The 19,019-nt window shown below is 64.9% G+C and carries 17 protein-coding genes and 2 pseudogenes; 10 read left to right on the plus strand and 9 right to left on the minus strand.

The genetic code is table 11. From position 1 onward, the window contains the following. Window positions 1–5 precede the first annotated feature (5 nt). Window positions 6–866: a cytochrome c oxidase subunit 3 gene (locus BEK68_RS16805; protein ID WP_004633473.1), complete on the plus strand. Its 861-nt coding sequence runs from the start codon at window positions 6–8 to the stop codon at window positions 864–866. Window positions 867–991: 125 nt separating this feature from the next. Here BEK68_RS16805 and BEK68_RS16810 read toward each other — a convergent pair whose 3' ends face one another. Continuing rightward, a complete protein-coding gene (locus BEK68_RS16810) occupies window positions 992–1,201 on the minus strand; it encodes a twin transmembrane helix small protein (RefSeq protein WP_004633471.1) in 210 nt (69 codons plus the stop codon). 69 nt (window positions 1,202–1,270) lie between these two features. Between BEK68_RS16810 and BEK68_RS16815 the strand changes: the two genes are divergently transcribed. From BEK68_RS16815 to BEK68_RS16835, 5 genes are all read left to right on the plus strand, one after another. Next, window positions 1,271–2,041 (plus strand): SURF1 family protein, encoded by a 771-nt coding sequence (locus BEK68_RS16815; protein ID WP_009239203.1) that lies wholly within the window; start codon window positions 1,271–1,273, stop codon window positions 2,039–2,041. Window positions 2,042–2,093: 52 nt separating this feature from the next. Beyond that, the gene (locus BEK68_RS16820; protein WP_009239202.1) at window positions 2,094–2,750 is read left to right on the plus strand and encodes an SCO family protein; all 657 of its coding nucleotides are present in this window, start codon (window positions 2,094–2,096) and stop codon (window positions 2,748–2,750) included. Window positions 2,751–2,753: 3 nt separating this feature from the next. Continuing rightward, window positions 2,754–3,845 (plus strand): COX15/CtaA family protein, encoded by a 1,092-nt coding sequence (locus BEK68_RS16825; RefSeq protein WP_009239201.1) that lies wholly within the window; start codon window positions 2,754–2,756, stop codon window positions 3,843–3,845. A 20-nt stretch (window positions 3,846–3,865) separates the two neighbouring features. Next, the gene (cyoE, locus tag BEK68_RS16830) at window positions 3,866–4,807 is read left to right on the plus strand and encodes a heme o synthase (protein WP_009239200.1); all 942 of its coding nucleotides are present in this window, start codon (window positions 3,866–3,868) and stop codon (window positions 4,805–4,807) included. Window positions 4,808–4,876: 69 nt separating this feature from the next. After that, on the plus strand, window positions 4,877–5,482 hold the full coding sequence (locus tag BEK68_RS16835) for an SCO family protein (RefSeq protein ID WP_004633458.1): 606 nt from the start codon (window positions 4,877–4,879) through the stop codon (window positions 5,480–5,482). A gap of 66 nt (window positions 5,483–5,548) precedes the next feature. On the opposite strand, the gene rpoH is transcribed toward BEK68_RS16835, so the two are convergent. Both rpoH and BEK68_RS16845 read right to left on the minus strand, forming a co-directional pair. Continuing rightward, window positions 5,549–6,442, minus strand: coding sequence for an RNA polymerase sigma factor RpoH (gene rpoH / locus BEK68_RS16840; protein ID WP_374220491.1), 894 nt, complete (start codon window positions 6,440–6,442; stop codon window positions 5,549–5,551). Between the two features lie 234 nt (window positions 6,443–6,676). Continuing rightward, window positions 6,677–9,594, minus strand: a pseudogene (locus BEK68_RS16845) (diguanylate cyclase domain-containing protein). A gap of 241 nt (window positions 9,595–9,835) precedes the next feature. Here BEK68_RS16845 and BEK68_RS16850 point away from each other — a divergent pair. Together BEK68_RS16850 and BEK68_RS16855 are read left to right on the plus strand one after the other, a co-directional pair. Beyond that, a complete protein-coding gene (locus tag BEK68_RS16850) occupies window positions 9,836–10,240 on the plus strand; it encodes an OsmC family protein (protein ID WP_009239198.1) in 405 nt (134 codons plus the stop codon). 13 nt (window positions 10,241–10,253) lie between these two features. Next, window positions 10,254–11,123, plus strand: coding sequence for a pirin family protein (locus tag BEK68_RS16855; RefSeq protein ID WP_009239197.1), 870 nt, complete (start codon window positions 10,254–10,256; stop codon window positions 11,121–11,123). Between the two features lie 14 nt (window positions 11,124–11,137). Here the strand turns inward: BEK68_RS16855 and ybiB are convergent, their stop codons facing one another. The 5 genes from ybiB to BEK68_RS16880 all read right to left on the minus strand — a co-directional run bounded on the left by ybiB (window position 11,138) and on the right by BEK68_RS16880 (window position 16,374). Further along, a complete protein-coding gene (gene ybiB, locus BEK68_RS16860) occupies window positions 11,138–12,148 on the minus strand; it encodes a DNA-binding protein YbiB (protein ID WP_004633448.1) in 1,011 nt (336 codons plus the stop codon). Between the two features lie 175 nt (window positions 12,149–12,323). Beyond that, entirely contained in the window at window positions 12,324–13,127 is an 804-nt protein-coding gene (locus BEK68_RS16865) for an ABC transporter ATP-binding protein (protein WP_009239196.1), read from the minus strand. Window positions 13,128–13,144: 17 nt separating this feature from the next. Beyond that, window positions 13,145–13,996, minus strand: a complete 852-nt coding sequence (gene ntrB / locus BEK68_RS16870) for a nitrate ABC transporter permease (protein WP_004633443.1) — start codon at window positions 13,994–13,996, stop codon at window positions 13,145–13,147. 55 nt (window positions 13,997–14,051) lie between these two features. Next, entirely contained in the window at window positions 14,052–15,332 is a 1,281-nt protein-coding gene (locus BEK68_RS16875; RefSeq protein WP_009239195.1) for a CmpA/NrtA family ABC transporter substrate-binding protein, read from the minus strand. Between the two features lie 403 nt (window positions 15,333–15,735). Then, complete coding sequence (locus BEK68_RS16880) at window positions 15,736–16,374, minus strand: ANTAR domain-containing response regulator (protein WP_009239194.1); 639 nt, start codon at window positions 16,372–16,374, stop codon at window positions 15,736–15,738. Window positions 16,375–16,644: 270 nt separating this feature from the next. Here BEK68_RS16880 and BEK68_RS16885 point away from each other — a divergent pair. Then, window positions 16,645–17,222 (plus strand): annotated as a pseudogene (locus tag BEK68_RS16885) (fumarylacetoacetate hydrolase family protein). Between the two features lie 26 nt (window positions 17,223–17,248). Next, complete coding sequence (maiA, locus tag BEK68_RS16890) at window positions 17,249–17,899, plus strand: maleylacetoacetate isomerase (RefSeq protein WP_009239192.1); 651 nt, start codon at window positions 17,249–17,251, stop codon at window positions 17,897–17,899. An 80-nt stretch (window positions 17,900–17,979) separates the two neighbouring features. On the opposite strand, the gene ftsY is transcribed toward maiA, so the two are convergent. Further along, a partial coding sequence (gene ftsY / locus BEK68_RS16895; protein ID WP_249262935.1) for a signal recognition particle-docking protein FtsY occupies window positions 17,980–19,019 on the minus strand: 1,040 nt, incomplete at its 5' end.

The raw sequence follows: 19,019 nt of genomic DNA on the forward strand, positions 1-19,019 counted from the left end.
AAGAGATGAGTGCGAATCGAGCAAACGCTCCGTACTACTTCGTGCCCGGGCCCTCGCGGCATCCGATTACGGCAAGCCTCGGCCTGCTGATCGTGCTGTTGAGCTCCGCTGCATGGGTGAATGCCCAGCCGTGGGCCCCGTGGACGTTCCTGGTCGGGCTGCTGTGGTTCCTCTTTGTGCTGCGCGCGTGGTTTGCCGACGCCATCTCCGAATCCGAGACCGGCAAGTACGGCGACCGCGTGGATGCCTCGTTCCGCTGGTCGATGAGCTGGTTCATCTTCTCGGAAGTGATGTTCTTCGCGGCGTTCTTCGGCGCGCTGTTCTATGCCCGCACGATCGCCATGCCGTGGCTGGGCGATCTGAACAACAAGCTGCTGTGGCCGGACTTTAACGCGCTATGGCCGAACGCTGGCCCCGCCGGCACGGTATCACCGTTCACGACGATGGGCCCGTGGCCGATCCCGACCATCAACACGGCGCTGCTGCTGACCTCCGGTGTGACGCTCACGTGGGCACATCATGCGCTGCGTGAAGGCAAGCGCGCGCAGGTCATCCAGGGTCTGCTGCTGACGATCCTCCTGGGCTTTACGTTCATGGGCTTCCAGGCGTTCGAATACATCCACGCCTATCACGAACTGAACCTGAAGCTGACCTCGGGCATCTACGGTTCGACGTTCTTCCTGCTGACGGGCTTCCACGGCTTCCACGTGACCATGGGCGCCATCATGCTGTCGGTGGTGCTGGGGCGTGTGATCAAGGGCCACTTCACGCCGGAGCATCACTTCGCATTCGAAGGCGCCGCGTGGTACTGGCACTTTGTGGACGTGGTGTGGCTGGGCCTGTACGTGGTGGTGTACTGGCTGTAAGACAGCATGGGAATGGGGCAGCGCAGCGCCGCCCCGTAGCACGGCCCACGACAGGTGAAGACAATGCCGCAGACGGGACACCGCTGCGGCGTTTTCGTTTTTCTGGCGTGACGGATTTGCCGTGGCTACTGGCCGAATTGGATGCCGGTGCTGTGGATCCACCCCAACCGATTGGCGACCAGGATGAAGATGAACAGCGCGATCGAGAAACCGACGCGGAACATCAAGGATCGAACGGTCCGGTTGCTGTGGCCCTTGTCGCGCATCAGGAAGAACAGCGCGGAGGCAAGGCTGCCGAGGATCAGCAGAAACGCAATGGCAACGACGATGCGCATGGAGGGTTGCCGGTTGGGCAATGACGGGTTGGAAATGGCTGCCGGGCATTATCTCACCGAGGCCGCGCAATGACCGAGCGCGTACCGATGCGACGCTGGTTTGCGCCTGTGCCGATGTTGGCAGGTGTGGCACTGATCGCGCTCACGAGCTTGCTGGGGCGTTGGCAGCTGACGCGTGCGCACGAGCGCATCGAGCGCCAAGCCCGCATTATGGCGCTGGAAAATGCGCCCGCCCAGCGCATCACAGCTCAGCCGGTGACAGCAGATTCAGTAATGTACAGGCCGGTGCTGCTGCGTGGAACGTTCGACGTGGCGCACACGGTGCTGCTCGAGAACCGCCCGCACGTCACCAACGACGTATCGCGCCCGGGTTTCGAGGTGCTCATCCCGCTGATGCTGGAAGGTGCGGGCGGGCGCGCCGTGTTGGTCGACCGGGGCTGGTTGCCGCGCGATCCGGCCGATCGCACGCGCATCGCGCCGTACACCACGCCGGCGGGCGAAGTGCAGGTCGAAGGGATGGCGGTGCCGCATGCCAGCCGAGTCTTCAGTCTGGGCAGCAAGGACGGCGCTGATGAAGTTGGCCAGCGACTTAGGCAGAATATCGACCTCGACGCTTTCTCGCGCGAAATCGGCGTGCCGCTCCAACCCTTCGTGGTGCAGCAGCAGTCCGACGTGGAGGACGGCCTGTTGCGCGATTGGCCGCGCGCAGACTTGGGCGCTGAGCGCAATTACGGTTACGCATTCCAATGGTTTGCGATGGCGGCGGCAGTGCTTGGGCTGATGGTCTTCTACAGCGTGCGGCGTTATCGCCGCTTGGCAGGCACCTCCGAGCCTGCCTGAATACGAACTCGCGTTGCGGCTTAGTGCCGCAGCTGAATGTATTGGGAATCACATGGTGAATCAGGAATCTGCACCCGGCGCGCCGGGCACACTCGGGTCGTCCGAAGACCCGCGCATCGACGCGCGCACACGCCGCGGCCGCTTGATGATGCTGTTCCTGCTGCTGGTGTGCGCCTCTCCGGTGATCGCGTCGTACCTTGCGTATTACGTCTTCACCCCCGCCGGCGGCAAGGCGGCGTACGGCGCGCTGGTCGATCCGCAGCGCCCCATTCCGACCGGTCTGATGGTGCAGGACGAGCACGGTGCTGAAGTGCCGCTCGCCAGCCTCAAGGGCAAATGGCTGATGGTGTCCGTAGATGGCAGCGCCTGCGACGACAACTGCGCGCGCAAGCTGTTCACCATGCGCCAGCTGCGCATCGGCCAGGGCCCGGACCGCGACCGTATCGTCCCTGTCTGGCTAGTGACCGACCGGGGGGAGATCGACCCGCGCCTCATCAAGGCTTACAACGACGATTACGGTGCCGTGCGCTTCCTGCGCGCGCCCGATCTGCCTAAGAACTGGCTTGCCGACGGCAAGACGCCGCCCACAGACCACCTCTTCCTGGTCGATCCGCTCGGCAACCTGATGATGCAGTTCCCGAAAGATCCGGATCCGAAGAAGGTGCGCGCAGACATGACGCGGCTCTTGAAGTATTCGCGCATCGGATAAGCCATGCTGCTGCAACTTGCTTCCATTGGCATCCTGATCGCGCTGATCCCACTCTGTTACGTGCTGGTCAAAGGGGATCGCAACAAGTACCGGAAGCTGGTGTGGATCACCGCTTTCCTCACGCTGGACTTGATCATGTTCGGCAGCTTCACGCGTCTGACGGATTCAGGCCTCGGTTGCCCGGATTGGCCGGGCTGCTACGGCACCTCCAACCCGTTCCACGCCCGTGAAGACATCCATGCTGCACAGGCCGCCATGCCGAGCGGCCCCGTCACCTGGATGAAAGCGTGGATCGAGATGACGCACCGCTACTTCGCGCTTGCGTTGGGCGTGCTGATCATCACGCTGGTGGTGCTGGCGTGGGTCAAGCGCAAGGAACTGCAGCAGTCTCCCTGGTATGCGACGGCGGTGCTGGCGCTGGTGTGTGTGCAAGGCGCCTTTGGCGCGTGGACGGTCACGCTCAAGCTGCAGCCGGCCATCGTGGTGACGCACTTGCTGCTCGGCATGTCGCTGCTGGCCGCGCTGATCTGGCTCGGCTGCAAGAACGACGCGCCGCGTGCGGTCGATGCGCGCGGCGCCTCGTTGCGCATGGCGGTGGCCATCGGGCTCGTGCTGCTCGTTGTGCAGATTGCCCTGGGTGGCTGGGTCAGCACGAACTACGCTGTGCTGGCCTGTACCGATTTTCCGCTGTGCAACGGCCAGTGGGTTCCGCCGATGGACTTTGCACACGGCTTCACATTCTGGCGCCAGCTCGGCAAGACCGCCGGCGGCGATTTCATCTCGCACGATGCGCTGGTCGCCATCCATTGGACGCACCGGGTGTTTGCAGTCGTTGTGCTGAGCTACCTGGCGTGGCTCGGTGCGCGCGCACGTCGCATTGGCGGCCTCGGCCGTGTCGCGACGGTGCTGCTCGTTGTGCTGGCCGTGCAATTGGCGACCGGGCTTTCGAACATCGTGCTGGGGTGGCCGCTGCTGGCCGCCGTGGCGCACAACGGCGGCGCGGCCGTGCTGCTGTTGCTGATGGTGCGTCTGCATTACCTGATCGGGCTCGCGCAGGCGCGGGCGCCGATGCCTGTGGCGGCTGCCGTCGTCTGAATGCCGTCTGACCGTTTTTTATGAATACCGTGGCAACCCCAACAACTTCCACTCAACTTCCTGGCTGGCGAACGACCGCATCGCAGTATGCGGCGCTGACCAAGCCGCGCGTCACGCAGCTCGCCGTGTTCTGCGCCGTGATCGGCATGTTCCTGGCCACGCCGGGCATGGTCCCGTGGTCGGTGCTGATCGGCGGCGCGGTCGGCATCTGGCTGTTCGCCGGCGCCGCCTTCGCCATCAACTGCCTGGTCGAGCGCAAGATCGATGCAATGATGCGCCGCACGGCCTGGCGCCCGTCGGCAAGCGGTGAACTGGGCACGCGGCAGATCCTGGTGTTCTCGTTGGTGCTGGGCGGCGCGGGCATGTGGACGCTGCACGTATTCGCCAACGACCTGACGATGTGGCTGACGTTCGCCACCTTCATCGGCTACGCGATCATCTACACGCTGCTGCTCAAGCCGGCCACACCGCAGAACATCGTGATCGGCGGTCTCTCGGGGGCGATGCCGCCGGCGCTGGGCTGGGCGGCCGTCGCCAACAGCGTGCCGGCCGAGGCGTGGATCCTGGTGCTGATTATCTTTACCTGGACGCCGCCGCACTTCTGGGCACTCGCGCTGTACCGCCGCGCAGACTACGCCAAGTCGGGTCTACCGATGCTGCCGATCACGCACGGCGAGAAATACACGCTGCTGCATATCCTCTTGTACACGCTCATCATGATCGCCGCGACCATCCTGCCGTTCGTCTACGGCATGAGCGGCTATATCTATCTGGTGACCGCGCTGGTGCTCGGCTTCGGCTTCCTCTCGTATGCCTGGCGCATGTACCGCAAGTACTCCGACGCGCTGGCGCAGAAGACTTTCCGCTACTCCATCATCTACCTGTCGATCCTGTTTGCCGCGCTGCTGGTGGACCACTACTTCAAGTTTGGCCCGGCGCTTACGCAAAGCGCGGCGCTGTGACGCACAGGGGCGCCAGCGAGCATGTGCTGTTGGCGGTACGCTAGGCGGTCTGCTTCCAACACAATGACCATGCTCTCTTTCCGATACTTCCGCGCCGCGCTGTTCGCCATGCTGGCCGTCGCCGTGCTGGCGCTCGCGGCGTGCAGCGACAAGCCGGCCTTCAAGAACCTCGACATCACCGGATCCAAGAGCTTCGGCACCGATTTCTCGTTGACCGATCACACCGGCAAGCGCCGCACGCTCGAAGATTTCCGCGGCAAGGTCGTCGTCATGTTCTTCGGTTACACGCATTGCCCCGATGTCTGCCCGACCACGCTGGCTGAGCTGCGCGCCGTGATGGATACCCTCGGCAAAGACGCCGACCGCGTCCAGGTCCTGTTCGTCACCGTCGACCCGGAGCGCGATACGCAAGACCTGCTGGCCAAGTACGTGCCCGCGTTCGATCCGCGCTTCATCGGCCTGCGTCCGGCCAACGAGACTGAACTGAAGAAGGTCGCGTCCGACTTCAAGGTGTTCTACAGCAAGGTGCCGGGCAGCTCGCCCGACAACTACACCATGGATCACACCGCCGGCAGCTACATGTTCGATCCGAAGGGCAACCTGCGCCTGTTCATCAAGCACGGCCAGGGCCCGGAGCCGATCGCGCACGACATCAAGCAACTGCTGGCCGACTGATCTTCCGCCACCGCCCAAAGAAAAAGCCCGCCAATTTGGCGGGCTTTTCATTGCAGGGCGGGCAGCTTAGGCGAAGGCCTGCAGCGCACCCTTCATCTTTTTCATCGCGGCCGATTCGATCTGGCGAATGCGCTCAGCCGACACGCCAAACTCGTCGGCCAACTCGTGCAGCGTCGAGCCGCCCGATCCGTCGTCGTTCACGTTCAGCCAGCGTGCTTCGATGATGCGGCGGCTGCGATCGTCCAGCTTGGCGAGGGCGGCTTCGATGCCCTCGCTTTGCATGCGGTCGTTGCTACGCGCTTCGATCACGCGGGTCGGCTCGTTGTGCGTATCGGCCAGGTAGGCGATGGGAGCGAACGACTCCTCACCGTCGTCCATCTGGCCTTCCAGCGCAATGTCGCCGCCGGACAGGCGCGTTTCCATCTCGCGCACTTCCGTGCCCTTGACGTTGAGTTCGGCCGCCACGGCGTCGATCTCGTCCGACGTGAAGGTCGCCTGCGCATCCTGCTTGTGACTGCGCAGGTTGAAGAACAGCTTGCGCTGGGCCTTGGTGGTGGCCACCTTGACCATGCGCCAGTTCTTCAGGATGTACTCGTGCATCTCGGCCTTGATCCAGTGCATCGCGTATGAGACGAGACGCACGCCCTGATCCGGGTCGAAGCGCTTGACGGCCTTCATCAGGCCGATGTTGCCTTCCTGGATGAGGTCGGCATGCGGCAGGCCATAGCCGAGGTAGCCGCGGGCGATCGACACCACCAGACGCAGGTGCGAGAGCACCAGTCGGCGAGCGGCATCGAGGTTGTCGTTGTCGCGGTATTCGCGGGCCAGACGCTGTTCTTCTTCGGCCGACAACATCGGCACACGGTTGACGCTCTGGATATAGGCGTCGATGTTGCCCAGGTTGCCGGGGAACGCCAGTGCCCATCCATTACCGGCGTTGCCGGACGGCTGGGTGGCGATTGCGGAAACGGTATTCACGGGGATGACTGCGTTCACTCAGGACTCCTGTCGAAATCCAGTGGAGATTTGGAAAGGCATCTTAGCACTCCAACCGGATGAGTGCTAATAGGACATTTTTGTCGGGTTGATAGTTCCTGTAAATCAGGATTTGTCTTCTAATAGTGAGATGTTTGCGGCGCAACAAAAAGGCGCCGCACCCAGTCATAGACCGTGATAGAAGGGTTCGGTTCTCGCCTATGCCGCCGTGTTACGGCCGCGTGACTTTGCCCAGTAAAGTGCGCGATCGGCTTCACGTAGGGCGGCGTCTGGATCATGTACCTCCGGGCCCGGGCAGGCCACGCCAACGCTCGTGGTGACGTGCAGGACGGTGCCATCCGACAGGTGGATCGGCGGGCGGATCGCGCTGACGATCTTCTGCGCGGTGTGCAGCGCATCATCCGGGGCGTCGATGGGGTCGAGCAGGATGATGAATTCGTCACCTGCGAGGCGGGCGACGGTGTCGGTGCGGCGCACGGCACGTTGCAGCCGGTGTGCGACCTCCACCAGCACCGTATCGCCGGCGGCGTGGCCGTAAGTATCGTTGATGTGCTTGAAGTGGTCGACGTCCAGGTACAGCACGCCAAGCGGTGCCGGCAGGCGCTGACGACGCTCCAGTGCGGCGCGCAGGCGCTCGTAGAGTTCGTAGCGGTTCGGCAGGCCGGTGAGGGCATCAAAGTGCGCCATCCGTGACAGTTCCATCTCGCTGCGCTTGGCTGCGGTCACGTCCTGCACGAAGGCGTAAAAGCCACAGCGGCCGTCATGTGCTTCTGCGGAGTCGGGGACGAGCTGGCCGCGGAAATGTCGAGTGCGGTTGCGCGGGCCGGCGGCGTGCGGCTTTTCGTACCAGGGCGCGGTGATCTCGAATTCGACCGATTCTCCGCGTTGGGCGCGCACCATATACGGTGCCAGCAAGGCGTACGTGCCTGGCGTGAACACCCGTTCCGGCATCTGGCCGCATACCTCCTCGGGCGTGCGCTGCAACCAGCGCGCATGCGTGACGTTGCAGAAAGTGAAGACGCCGTCGGGGTTGATGTGCGACACCAGCAGCGGCGCGTTGTCGAGCACGAGCTTGAGCGCGCGTTCGCTGCGCGCCAGGGCCAGCTCGGCGGCGGTGCGCGCCGTCAGATCCTGCAGCACCGAGAAATAGCCGCGCAGCGTGCCGCGATCATCGTAGTCAGGAAAGTAGTGGCCGCTCAGGTAGCGGGGCACGCCCGTGCGCATGGACGTGATCTCGAACTGCACGGGGTAGCCGGCCAGCACTTCGGTCATGTAGGGCAGCAGCGTGCGGTAGTCCTCAGGGGCGTAGATGTCGCGCACGTGGCGGTCGAGCATCTCGCCTTCACTGCGGCCGAAGGCTTCGAGCAGGGTGCGGCTCGCAAAGCGGACGATGCCGTCGGAGTCGACGTAGCTGAGCTGCGCGGGGACGTTGTCGGCCACCAGGCGCAGTTGTTCGCGGCTCGCGCGCAAGGCATCACGGCGGCGTTCCAGGCTTTCGTTTGCGGTACGCAGCGCGCGTTCGGACGCGGCCAGCCGGTTGGCAAACGGCCGCACCGTCAGGCGGATGACCAGCACGCTGGCGATCATCAGGCACAGCATGAAGGCGCCGAGCCGCTCGAACTGCACGCGCATCGGGGCGTACAGCTCGGCGCTCGCGATCTTGCTGATCAGCGCCAGGCCCGTGTGGCCGATGGGCGTGTAGCTGAACGATGTCGGCATGCCGTGGATGTCCTGCCACTGGCCGTAGCCTGCCTCGCCCGCTAGCGCCAAGCGCGACGGCAGCGGCCGGCGGTCGACCGTAAGAGCCGGCAATTCGAACACGTACGCATCGAAGCGCTGCGGAAACGACATTGCACGCCCGCGCGCATCAAAGCCCGACATCGCCAGCGTTTCGGTCTTTCCGATGCCGCGTTCACTGGCGTAGCGGCCGGTCATGTGGGCGAGCGGTTGCTCTGCGACCAGCCAGCCGATCTGCATGCCGTCTGCCATGACAGGCGTTTCTGTGCGCATGGCAAATCCGTGTACCCATTGCAGCGTGACGCGCTCGGGCGCGAGGCCGGCGTGCAGCCGAATCGACAGCTCGGGCTCAAGCGTTTGCGTGCCGAGACTGACGATGCCCTCGTCCGCCAGCGTACGCAGTTGCAGGTACGAGTACCCTTGCTGGCGATACGCCTGCAGCGCGCTCTCGCTGCGCAGGCGCGCCGCATTGTCGGTGGGATGGCGCAGCACTTCCTGGATGTACGTGGCGGCGGCCACCAGGCGCGGGTTTTCCGCGCGCATGGCCAGCAGTTGGTCAAGCTCTTCAGCGTAGCTGGATAGGGCCCGCGCCCGCGCGGTGCCGAATGTCAGGCTGACGCTGTCCACCTGGATGATGAACGCCGTGATGGTCGCTCCCAGGCCTGCAAGTACCACGCAGCCGCCGCTGATCCACACGATGGTGTCTTCCGGCGACAAGCGCAGGCGCAACACGCCCGGCTGCCGGACCACCGCAACGCACAGCACGCCCATGACCACCAGCAGCGTGCAGATGGCCGCTACGTCCGAGGCGCGCCACACCAACCACGCCGGGTACAGATATTCGAGCGCCATGGCGCGGCCAAGCAGGTCGCCCGCGCAGAGCAGCATCGCCAGGCCGACCAAGCCCCAGAACCACCGCGCGCGGTGCGGTTGCGCAACGTCGGCACAAGGCTCAGGGCCGTCGCCGATGCGGCCATCGCCAGCGCGTGGCTGGGGTGCATGCCGCCAATCCATCCGGTCACCCATTGGCGGTCCAGCCATGTGTGCATGCCCGGAAAGTCGAGCCCGATCGGCCATCCCGTGATCATCTCGGCCAGCCGCAGCGTGGACAGCACCGCCACCACGCCGCCCAGCCCCCGGGGCACCGGATCTGCCCAGCGCACATTCGGCCGTACCGTCCCGACGAGCAGCGCAGCCAGCCCCGCGCCAAGCAGGGTCAGGTTGACGCCGGTGGCGAACACGATCAGCAGCCGATCGCTGCCGAGCTTCACTGCCCACGGCCAATGCCGCAGCCAGCCGACCATCACGGTCAGTCCAACAAGGACGAGGAGGAAGCCGATGCCGCCGGCAATGGCGACAAGCGGCCGGCGAGGAACCATGCAGGTGACGCGTAAGCGGGGCGGTTTCTGGGCGGATGTCTTCTAACCGGAAGATCGGCCGAAAACCGCGCCGCTTGAGCGTTTCCACCCCAATGGGTGGGCCGAATTGCCATGTCTGCAATGTCAAGTGATCGAAGCGCCCGTGAAAGCGATGCGCGACGCACGTCGGGTCTTCTCCCGTGCCGTCACGCAAGTTGGCTACACTGCCCGGACATCGCAGAAATCGCTACAGGAGCCGTCAATGAGCATCGTCGTCAGCAAGGACACCGAAGGCCTTTTTCGCCACAAGGTCACCTTTCCCGAAGGCGTGACCTACACCGATGTGCCCAAGCCGACTGGCGAGGGCAGTGCGCCCGACCCGCACGCCTACTTTGACGCGGCCCTGGCCAGCTGCAAGGCGCTGACCGTCACGCTGTATGCGCGCCAGCGCAAGTACCCGCTCGATTCGATTGACGTGGCTGTGGAGCACGACGGCACCCAAGAACGCCAGGGCCGCTACAGGCTGCGCACCGTGCTGACCCTGCACGGCAACCTGACCGACGAGCAACGCGCCGACCTGCTGCGCGTGGCCGGCAAATGCCCCGTTCACAAGCTGATGACCGAGGTCGAGATCAGCGTCGACACCGAACTCGCCGAGCACGCCTGAGGAGGCTTCCGTCATGACTTCCATCCAGCACATCATTGGCCCGCACGTGCGGGACCTCGGCGGTTTCTCGGTCAAGCGCGTGCTGCCCTCGGCAGCGCGTCAGACGGTGGGGCCGTTCATCTTCTTCGATCACATGGGCCCGGTGAATTTCGCCCCCGGCGAGGGCATCGACGTGCGCCCGCACCCGCACATCGGGCTGGCCACCGTCACGTACCTGTTTGACGGCAGCATGGTCCACCGAGACAGCCTCGGCAGCGTGCAGACCATCACCCCCGGCGACGTGAACTGGATGACGGCCGGCAACGGCATCGTCCACTCCGAGCGTTCCTCGCCGGAAGGGCGCGAAAAGGGCGCGCGCATGCACGGCATCCAGACCTGGGTAGCGCTGCCGAAGGACCAGGAAAAGGTCAACGCCAGCTTCGCGCACCATGCGGCCGAGACGCTGCCCAAGCTGGAGTGCCCAGGCGTGCAGGGCGTGGTCATCGCGGGAGATGCGTTCGGGCTGACGTCGCCGGTGAAGGTGAGTTCGCGCACGCTGTATGTGGCGCTGGAACTCGCGGCCGGCGCATCGCTGGTGATTCCGCCTGAGCATGCAGACCGTGGCCTGTATCTGGTCGACGGCGCCGTCACCATCGACGGCGAGGCGCTCGACCCGCAGCACCTGGCCGTGCTGGAGCCCGGCGGCGACGTGACGCTCACCGCGCAGGCATCGTCACGCGTGATGCTGCTGGGCGGTGCCCCGACCGATGGCCACCGTCACATCTACTGGAACTTCGTCGCCAGCGACAAGGCCGACATTGAAGACGCCAAGCAGCGCTGGGAGAGCGACGCCTTCGCTCACGTGCCCGGCGAAACGGAGCGCATTCCGCTGCCGTCCAAGTAAGACCGGGCGATCGATCAGGCAGCCTGCGCCGGTCGTGCACAGCGCACGATCGCGCGGACCTGCTTGGCGATCGGCTCCGGCACCGGCTGCTTGCCGTCGAGCACCGCTTCAATCCACCGCGCCGTTGCCGCCACGTCTGTCCCCACGGGCAGCTCAGGCGGTGCGTCGCTTGAACCTTCCACCGCTTCGATCACCGTTTCGTGCGCGCCGTCGTGCAGCCACTCCACCGCGCTGCCGCGCCGCGCATCGGCCACTGCCTCGCCTTCGGTGCCGCGCGCCAGCAGCACGTTGGCCGGATGACGCAGGAAGTAATCGGTGAGCGTGTCGCGGTATTCCGGGTGCGTGTAGCTGACCAGCCGTAGCGCCTCGTGCGGCGCGTGCCCGCCGACGGGCTGCAGCATCTTCACCACCGTGTGGGCGGAATTGCGCAGGCCGACGATCTCGCGCTTATCCAGCAGTGCCGTCAGTTCGGGAGAGAGCACGTCGATCGGCACATAGGCCAGGCGATCGCGCTCCAGGCGCTCGCGGGCGTCGTCCATGTGTTCGCAGAGGGGCCAGCCGAGCGCTTCGAACAGCGCAGCCGTGGTGACGCGGCCGTCGAAGCGGCGGATGCCATGCACCAGCACCGGCACACCTTCGCGCGCCAGCAGCTTGGCCAGCAGCGGCACCAGGTTCGGCTGGCGGCGGGCGCCGTTGTAGCTGGGGATGACGACTGGCAACGCATGCTCGGGCGTGTCCGGCGCCGGCAGCGGCCGGCAATGCGCATGCGTGGCTTCGAGCATGCCGTCGAGTTCTTCCGGGGTCTCGCCTTTGATGCGGTAGGCCATGAGGATGGCGCCGAGCTGCACGTCGGAGATGCGGCTTTCCAGCATGGCCGTGAAGAGCGCACGGGCATCGTGCTTGACCAGCGCGCGGGCGCCGTCTGCGCCGCGGCCGATTTCCTTGATGAAGCGGGCAGCGGGGAAGGGGGCGTTCGCGAGGGCGTCTTCAGCGGCGGTGTCGGGGAGGATGGGAGGGGCAGGCATTGTTCATGGCGCGGGTGATGGGCTCGGGGGTGATCATAGCGCTGTGGGTTGCGCGCTGGCGCCATGCCGTGGTGTTTTTTGCCCTGGTGGTGCATCCCTTGTTTCATCCCCTGCCGGGGCATGAAACAGGAGATGGACCACCAAGGTAAAACAACAAAGCCATCCCCACAGCGAATCAAGCCGCCTCCGCCACCGGATGCCTCTGCTTCCGATACAGAAAATCCAACACCGCCGTCCGGTAAGCGTGATAAGTCGGATCCTCCGCCAACGCCATCCGATCCCGAGGCCGCGGCAAATCCACCGTCAACACCTCACCAATCGTCGCAGCCGGCCCATTCGTCATCATCACGATGCGGTCCGCCAGCAGCACCGCTTCATCCACATCGTGCGTGACCATCACCACCGTGCTGCCGGTCGCGGCCACGATCTTCAGCAGCTCATCCTGCAGATGCGCCCGCGTGAGTGCATCCAGCGCGCCAAAGGGCTCATCCATCAGCAGCACCTTCGGCTCCATGGACAATGCGCGAGCGATCCCGACACGCTGCTTCATCCCGCCCGAGATTTCATGCGGATACTTCTGCTCGGCATGCGACAAGCCGACCAGTGCCAGCGCCGCATGCGTGCGATCACGCAACTGCGCTTTGGTCTCGCTCTTGCCGAAGACGCGCTCGACGGCGAGATACACATTGTCAAAGCACGTGAGCCACGGCAGCAGCGAATGGTTCTGAAACACCACCGCCCGATCCGGCCCCGGCCCGGCAATCTCGCGCTCGGCCAGGATCAATCCACCCGTGGTCGGCCGCGTCAGCCCGGCGATGAGATTGAGCAACGTCGATTTACCGCAGCCCGAGTGCCCGATGAGCGCGATGCACTCACCGCGCGCAACCGTCAGGTTGATGTCGCGCAGGGCGACGAACGGGCCGCGCTTGGTCTTGAACGTCTGCCCGACGTTTTCAATGCGCAGGAATTTGTCTGTCATGGCGATCCCCATTTCGCTCAAACCGCGTCGTACGAGAAGCGCCGCGCAATCGCCAGCAGCGCGTGCTCGAGCAGCAAGCCCACCACGCCAATCACGAAGATCGCGATCACGATGTGTTCGACCTTCAGGTTGTTCCACTCATCCCACAGCCAGAAGCCGATGCCGACACCGCCGGTGAGCATCTCCGCCGCCACGATGACCAGCCACGCCGTGCCGATGGACAATCGCACACCCGTCAGCATATAGGGCAGCACGGCGGGAAATAGCACGCGCGTGAACACCTTCCACTCAGACAGGTTCAGCACGCGCGCCACGTTCAGGTAGTCCTGCGGCACGCGCGTCACGCCCACGGCGGTGTTGATCACCATCGGCCAGATCGAGCAGATGAAGATCGCCCAGATGGCCGCCGGATTGGCCGACTTGAATAGCAAGAGGCCAATCGGCAGCCACGCCAGCGGCGACACGGGCCGCAGCAGGCTGATGATGGGCGAGGCCATCGCGTTGAGAAACGCAAAACGCCCGATGAGGAAGCCCGCCGGAATGCCGATGACTGCAGCCATGCCGAAGCCCGCACCCACGCGCGCCAGCGAAGCGAGCACGTTCCAGCCCACGCCCTGGTCATTCGGGCCATTGCGGTAGAACGGATCGGCAAACAACGCGACCGCTGCTTTCCACGTCACCGCTGGTGTCGGCAATGCGGGGATGGCCGTGGCAATGCCCTGCCACGCCAGTACAAACAGAACCAAGCCCAGCACGGGCGGAAAGCCGCGCACCACGGCGGCGACAAACCAGTCGCGCACGGCAAAGCGGCGGCTTTCAGGGGCGGCGTCGGACTGCACGCCGGACAACGTTTTGACGAGCGTGTTCATGTCGGGCTCCATCGATGTGAGGGACCGCAATCAGAAATTCGGAAGGCCGGAGGCGTCAGGCTTTCAGCTTGAAGCCGTCCGCATACGCGGCAGGGTTCTTCGCATCCCACACCACGCCGTCGATCAACTTGGCCGTGCGCATGTCGCTCTTGGGCAGCGGCGTGCCGGTGGCGGTTGCCGCCTGCTTGAAGATGTCCACGCGGTTGACCTGCTTGGCCACGGCCAGGTAATCCGGATGCGCCTTCAGCAGGCCCCAGCGCTTGTGCTGCGTGAGGAACCACATGCCGTCCGACAGGTACGGAAAGTTGACCGCGCCGTCGTGATAGAAGCGCATCGGGTCCGGGTCGTCCCACGTCTTGCCCAGACCATTCGTATAGCGGCCGAGCATGCGGTCGAGAATGATGTCCATGTCGGTGTTGACGTAGGACTTGGCGGCAATGGTCTCGGCCGTCTTGCGGCGGTTCGATGCGGATGCATCGATGAACTTGCTTGCCTCCAGCACCGCTGCCGTGAGCGCACGCGCGGTGTTCGGATACTTCTGCACGAACTCCGCCGTGGTGCCGAGCACCTTCTCGGGGTGGTCTTTCCAGATGGCCTGTGTGGTCTCGGCGGTAAAGCCGATGTTGTCTGCAATCGCGCGGGCACCCCACGGCTCGCCCACGCAGTAGCCATCCATGTTGCCCACCCGCATGTTCGCGACCATCTGCGGCGGGGGCACGGTGATCGCCTTCGCGTCCTGCAGCGGGTGGATGCCGTGCGCGGCCAGCCAGTAGTACAGCCACATCGCATGCGTGCCGGTCGGGAAGGTCTGCGCGAACACATATTCGCGCTTGTCTTTCGCCATGACGGCCTTCAACGACGCCCCATCCTTGACGCCCGCTTCCTTGAGCTTGGACGACAGCGTGATCGCCTGGCCGTTGTTGTTGAGCGTCATCAGCACGGCCATGTCTTTCTTGGGGCCGCCAATGCCGAGCTGCACGCCGTAGATCAGGCCATACAGCACGTGCGCCGCATCCAGATCGCCCGACACGAGCTTGTCGCGTACGCCGGCCCACGAGGCTTCTTTCGACGGCGTGATCTTGATGCCGTACTTCTTGTCGAGGCCGAGCGTGGATGCCATGACCACCGAAGCACAGTCCGTGAGCGGGATGAAACCCACCTTCAGTTCCGTCTTCTCGGGCGCATCGGAGCCGGCGGCCCAGGCCCCGGCACGCACCAGCGGATCGATCAATGCCACGGCACTGCCTCCTGCAATCGTCGCCGCGGCTTTCATGATGCTGCGGCGCTTCGGGTTGATCGGGTTGACGAGAGCGTCGGTCTTGTCTGGCGCGGCCATCCATGGCTCCAAAGAAAAAGCGTCCCGACGCGCGACCGCCGCCCATCCGAAAGAGGGGCGCGCTGCCGTGCATCGGGACGCCGTTGTCCCGTGCCGGTACCCACGTTGGCACCGGCTTCGCAGCGACACTTGCAAGGGGTATGCCAACGTTGAGCGATGCATGCTGGCGTTCCGCGTTCCGATCTCCACGCGCCGAGCTTTTTTCTCGGCGTTCCGAGCTCGGAGCTCGGCGTGCGAGGCTTTTAGCTTGGCGGTTGAGGTTCAGAACTCGGCGCGCGAGGCTTTTAGCTCGGCGGTTGGGGTTCGGAACTCGGCGTGCGAGGTTCGGGACGCCGCGCGCGACTGGTGCGTTTCCAGCGCCGGAGTTGTGCGGCGCACCAAAACTGGGCGGCGGCCCGACCGCTCAGCCAGCCATCACATCGATCACGCGTTGTGCGGCTTCCACCAGCTTGATGTTGCGATCCATCGCCATCTTGCGCAGGCGCTTGAAGGCGTCGTCTTCCGACAGGTTCATCTGCTTCATGAGCATGCCCTTGGCGCGCTCCAGGACCTTGCGCTCGGCGAGTTGCGTCTTGGCGGTGTCCAGCTCGGCACGCAACTCACGCTCGTGTTCGAAGCGGGCATAGGCAACGTCCAGCACGGCCTTCACACGCGTGGGCTTGATGCCGTCGACGATGTAGGCGGTGATGCCGGCGGCAAACGCCGTCTTGATGCGCGTGGCGTCGTCGTTGTCGGTGAACAGCACGATGGGGCGCGGAGCATGCTGCGTGGCCACGCAGACGTGCTCGATGGTGTCGCGCGCGGCCGATTCGGAGGCGACGATCACCATGTCGGGCTGGGTCTCGGCGATGCGCTCGGGCAGCGTCAGGTCGGCATCCGCCAAGCCGACGTCCACGAAGCCGGCCTCGGCCAGCCCGGCGCGGATCAGCTCCAGATTGATCTGTTCGGCGTCGAGCGGATCGCGCACCAGCAGCACGCGCATCGGCGCGGCCGGGTGGTTGGCAGCGGGCGGGGCGGATGGGGTGGGCGGTTTCGCTTGCATGGTGCAAAGTGGGGCAGGGTGCACGTCGCTTATGCAAGAACCGCGCCGGGGCGGTGCGGGTGTATCCTCGCAAACTCGTCGGTCGCCGGGGGGCGGTGGCCGCAGTTTCCCACCTGTTCCAATCCAGCTTAGTCCGAGGAGACCCGCATGACCGATTTCGTCGTCACCCCGCCCGCCGTCAATGGCATTCCCGTGCGTGGCGGGCATGGCCAGTTTCCGGTGCGCCGTGTGTACTGCGTCGGCCGCAACTACGCCGCCCATGCGCGCGAGATGGGTTCCGACCCCGACCGCGAACCGCCGTTCTTCTTCTGCAAGCCGGCCGACGCTGTGCGCTACGTTGCCGACGGCGAGACCGGCCAGTTCGTCTACCCGACTGAAACCAAGGATTGCCACTACGAGATCGAACTCGTGGTTGCCATCGGCACGGGCGGGCGCGACATCGCCGTGGAAACGGCAGCCCACCATGTCTACGGTTACGCCATCGGCCTGGACATGACGCGCCGCGACCTGCAGAACGCTGCCAAGAAGGGCGGCCGCCCGTGGGAGACCGGCAAGGCGTTCGACGGCTCGGCCCCCATCGGCCGATCGTGCCGGCCAAGGATGTGGCCCACCCGGACAAGGGCGCCGTGACGCTGTCGGTCAACGGCCGCGAACACCAGCGCGGTGATCTGTCGGACCTGATCTGGTCGGTGCCGGAAACCATTGCGTATCTGTCGCGCCTGTTCGAGCTGCGCCCGGGCGATCTGATCTACACCGGCACGCCCGAAGGCGTCGGCCCGGTCGTCGTCGGCGACCTGATGGTCGGCAAGATCGACGGCGTGGGAGAGCTGCACGTGAAGGTGATTTGATAGACCCGCTAGAAGAGTCAGAAGCCATGTCGATCAAGCTGTACAACTATTTCCGCAGTTCGGCGTCATTCCGCGTGCGTATTGCCCTGGAGGTCAAGGGCCTGCCGTACGACTACGCGCCGGTCCACCTGCTCAAGGGCGAGCAACTGGCCCCCGACTTCGTCAAGCTGAACCCCGATGCGCTGGTGCCCGTGCTGTGCGATGGCAACGACGTGCTGAACCAGTCTTTGGCCATCGTCGAGTATCTGGAAGAGACGCATCCCGAGCCCACGCTGCTGCCGGGTTCGGCGAGTAATCGCGCGCATATCCGCGCGATCGCGCTGGCCATTGCATGCGAGATCCATCCGCTCAACAACCCACGCGTGCTGAAGTATCTGAAGCACACGTTCAACGTGGAAGAAGAAGCGCGCAACGAGTGGTATCGCCACTGGGTGAAGCTGGGGTTTGCGGCGCTGGAAACGCGGCTGTCACAGTCGCCGCTGACCGGTGCCTACTGTGTTGGCGACACGCCAACGCTGGCCGACGTGTGCCTCGTGCCGCAGGTGTTCAACGGCAAGCGGTTCGATGTGGCGGTGGAAGATTACCCGACGCTTGCGCGCATCTTTGCGCACTGTATGGCGCAGGAGGCGTTTCAGCGGGCTGCGCCTGCGGCGCAGCCGGATGCGGTTTCCGCGTAATTTGTAGCGGTACTGCGCAAAACAAAACGCCCTGATCAAGTCAGGGCGTTTCTACGTTGGAGCGTTGCGCGCGAGGGTGGTCAACCCAACAACGCATCCGCAAATTCGCGCGCGGAAAACGGCTGCAGGTCCTCAACCTGCTCGCCCACGCCGATGAAGTACACCGGCACCGGCCGCTGCCGCGCGATGGCGGCCAGGATGCCGCCCTTGGCGGTGCCGTCCAGCTTGGTGACGATCAGGCCCGTGAGGCCCAGCGCTTCGTCAAAGGCTTTGACTTGCGCGAGGGCGTTCTGCCCCGTGTTGCCGTCGATCACCAGCAGCGTTTCGTGCGGCGCCGTGGCCATCGCCTTGGCGGTCACGCGGCGCACCTTCTTCAGCTCTTCCATCAGGTGCAGCTGCGTCGGCAGGCGGCCAGCGGTGTCCGCCATGACGATGTCGATGCCGCGTGCGCGTGCGGCGTTTACTGCATCGAAGATCACGGCGGCGGGGTCGCCCGATTCCTGCGCCACGACCGTGACGTTGTTGCGCTGTCCCCAGATCACGAGTTGCTCGCGCGCGGCGGCACGGAACGTGTCGCCTGCGGCCAGCAGCACCGATTGACCGTAGGTCTGGAAGTGCTTGCACAGCTTGCCGATGCTGGTCGTCTTGCCGGCGCCGTTCACGCCCGCGATCATGATCACCATCGGCTGCTCGCGGCCGAGCACCATGGTTTTTTCCAAGGGGTGCAGCAGCTCGACCAGCAGGTCACGCAGGGCGGTCTTCACGCCTTCGGCGGTTTCGATACGCTGTGCCTTGATGCGGCGGCGCAGTTCGCCGAGCAGGTATTCGGTGGCGTCGACTCCGGCGTCGGCCATGAGCAGGGCGGTCTCCAGCTCTTCGAACAGCGCTTCGTCCACCTTCACGCCCACGAACAGCGTGGTCAGGCCCTTGCTCGTCTTCGACAGGCCGGAGCGCAGGCGTGACATCCAGCCCTTGCGCGCCTGCTCGATCACAGCAGGCGTCGGCACGGTTTCGATATCGTCGGTTTGCATGTCGAGTGGAGGCTGCACGGCAGGCGCATCCGGCACGGCAGTGTGGACCGGCGCAGCGACAGGTCCGGGAGCAGGTGCAGCGACGGGCT

This window comes from Ralstonia pickettii (assembly GCF_001699815.1).
Lineage (GTDB): Bacteria > Pseudomonadota > Gammaproteobacteria > Burkholderiales > Burkholderiaceae > Ralstonia > Ralstonia thomasii.

What these genes read in the sequence shown, in the direction of transcription:
- BEK68_RS16835 (WP_004633458.1), top strand. Translation starts at nt 4,877, where the DNA reads ATGCTCTCTTTCCGATACTTCCGCGCCGCGCTGTTCGCCATGCTGGCC.
- BEK68_RS16805 (WP_004633473.1), top strand. Translation starts at nt 6, where the DNA reads ATGAGTGCGAATCGAGCAAACGCTCCGTACTACTTCGTGCCCGGGCCC.
- maiA (WP_009239192.1), top strand. Translation starts at nt 17,249, where the DNA reads ATGTCGATCAAGCTGTACAACTATTTCCGCAGTTCGGCGTCATTCCGC.
- cyoE (WP_009239200.1), top strand. Translation starts at nt 3,866, where the DNA reads ATGAATACCGTGGCAACCCCAACAACTTCCACTCAACTTCCTGGCTGG.
- ntrB (WP_004633443.1), bottom strand. Translation starts at nt 13,996, where the DNA reads ATGAACACGCTCGTCAAAACGTTGTCCGGCGTGCAGTCCGACGCCGCC.
- BEK68_RS16880 (WP_009239194.1), bottom strand. Translation starts at nt 16,374, where the DNA reads ATGCAAGCGAAACCGCCCACCCCATCCGCCCCGCCCGCTGCCAACCAC.
- ybiB (WP_004633448.1), bottom strand. Translation starts at nt 12,148, where the DNA reads ATGCCTGCCCCTCCCATCCTCCCCGACACCGCCGCTGAAGACGCCCTC.
- BEK68_RS16875 (WP_009239195.1), bottom strand. Translation starts at nt 15,332, where the DNA reads ATGGCCGCGCCAGACAAGACCGACGCTCTCGTCAACCCGATCAACCCG.
- BEK68_RS16850 (WP_009239198.1), top strand. Translation starts at nt 9,836, where the DNA reads ATGAGCATCGTCGTCAGCAAGGACACCGAAGGCCTTTTTCGCCACAAG.
- BEK68_RS16825 (WP_009239201.1), top strand. Translation starts at nt 2,754, where the DNA reads ATGCTGCTGCAACTTGCTTCCATTGGCATCCTGATCGCGCTGATCCCA.
- BEK68_RS16865 (WP_009239196.1), bottom strand. Translation starts at nt 13,127, where the DNA reads ATGACAGACAAATTCCTGCGCATTGAAAACGTCGGGCAGACGTTCAAG.
- BEK68_RS16810 (WP_004633471.1), bottom strand. Translation starts at nt 1,201, where the DNA reads ATGCGCATCGTCGTTGCCATTGCGTTTCTGCTGATCCTCGGCAGCCTT.
- BEK68_RS16815 (WP_009239203.1), top strand. Translation starts at nt 1,271, where the DNA reads ATGACCGAGCGCGTACCGATGCGACGCTGGTTTGCGCCTGTGCCGATG.
- BEK68_RS16855 (WP_009239197.1), top strand. Translation starts at nt 10,254, where the DNA reads ATGACTTCCATCCAGCACATCATTGGCCCGCACGTGCGGGACCTCGGC.
- BEK68_RS16820 (WP_009239202.1), top strand. Translation starts at nt 2,094, where the DNA reads ATGGTGAATCAGGAATCTGCACCCGGCGCGCCGGGCACACTCGGGTCG.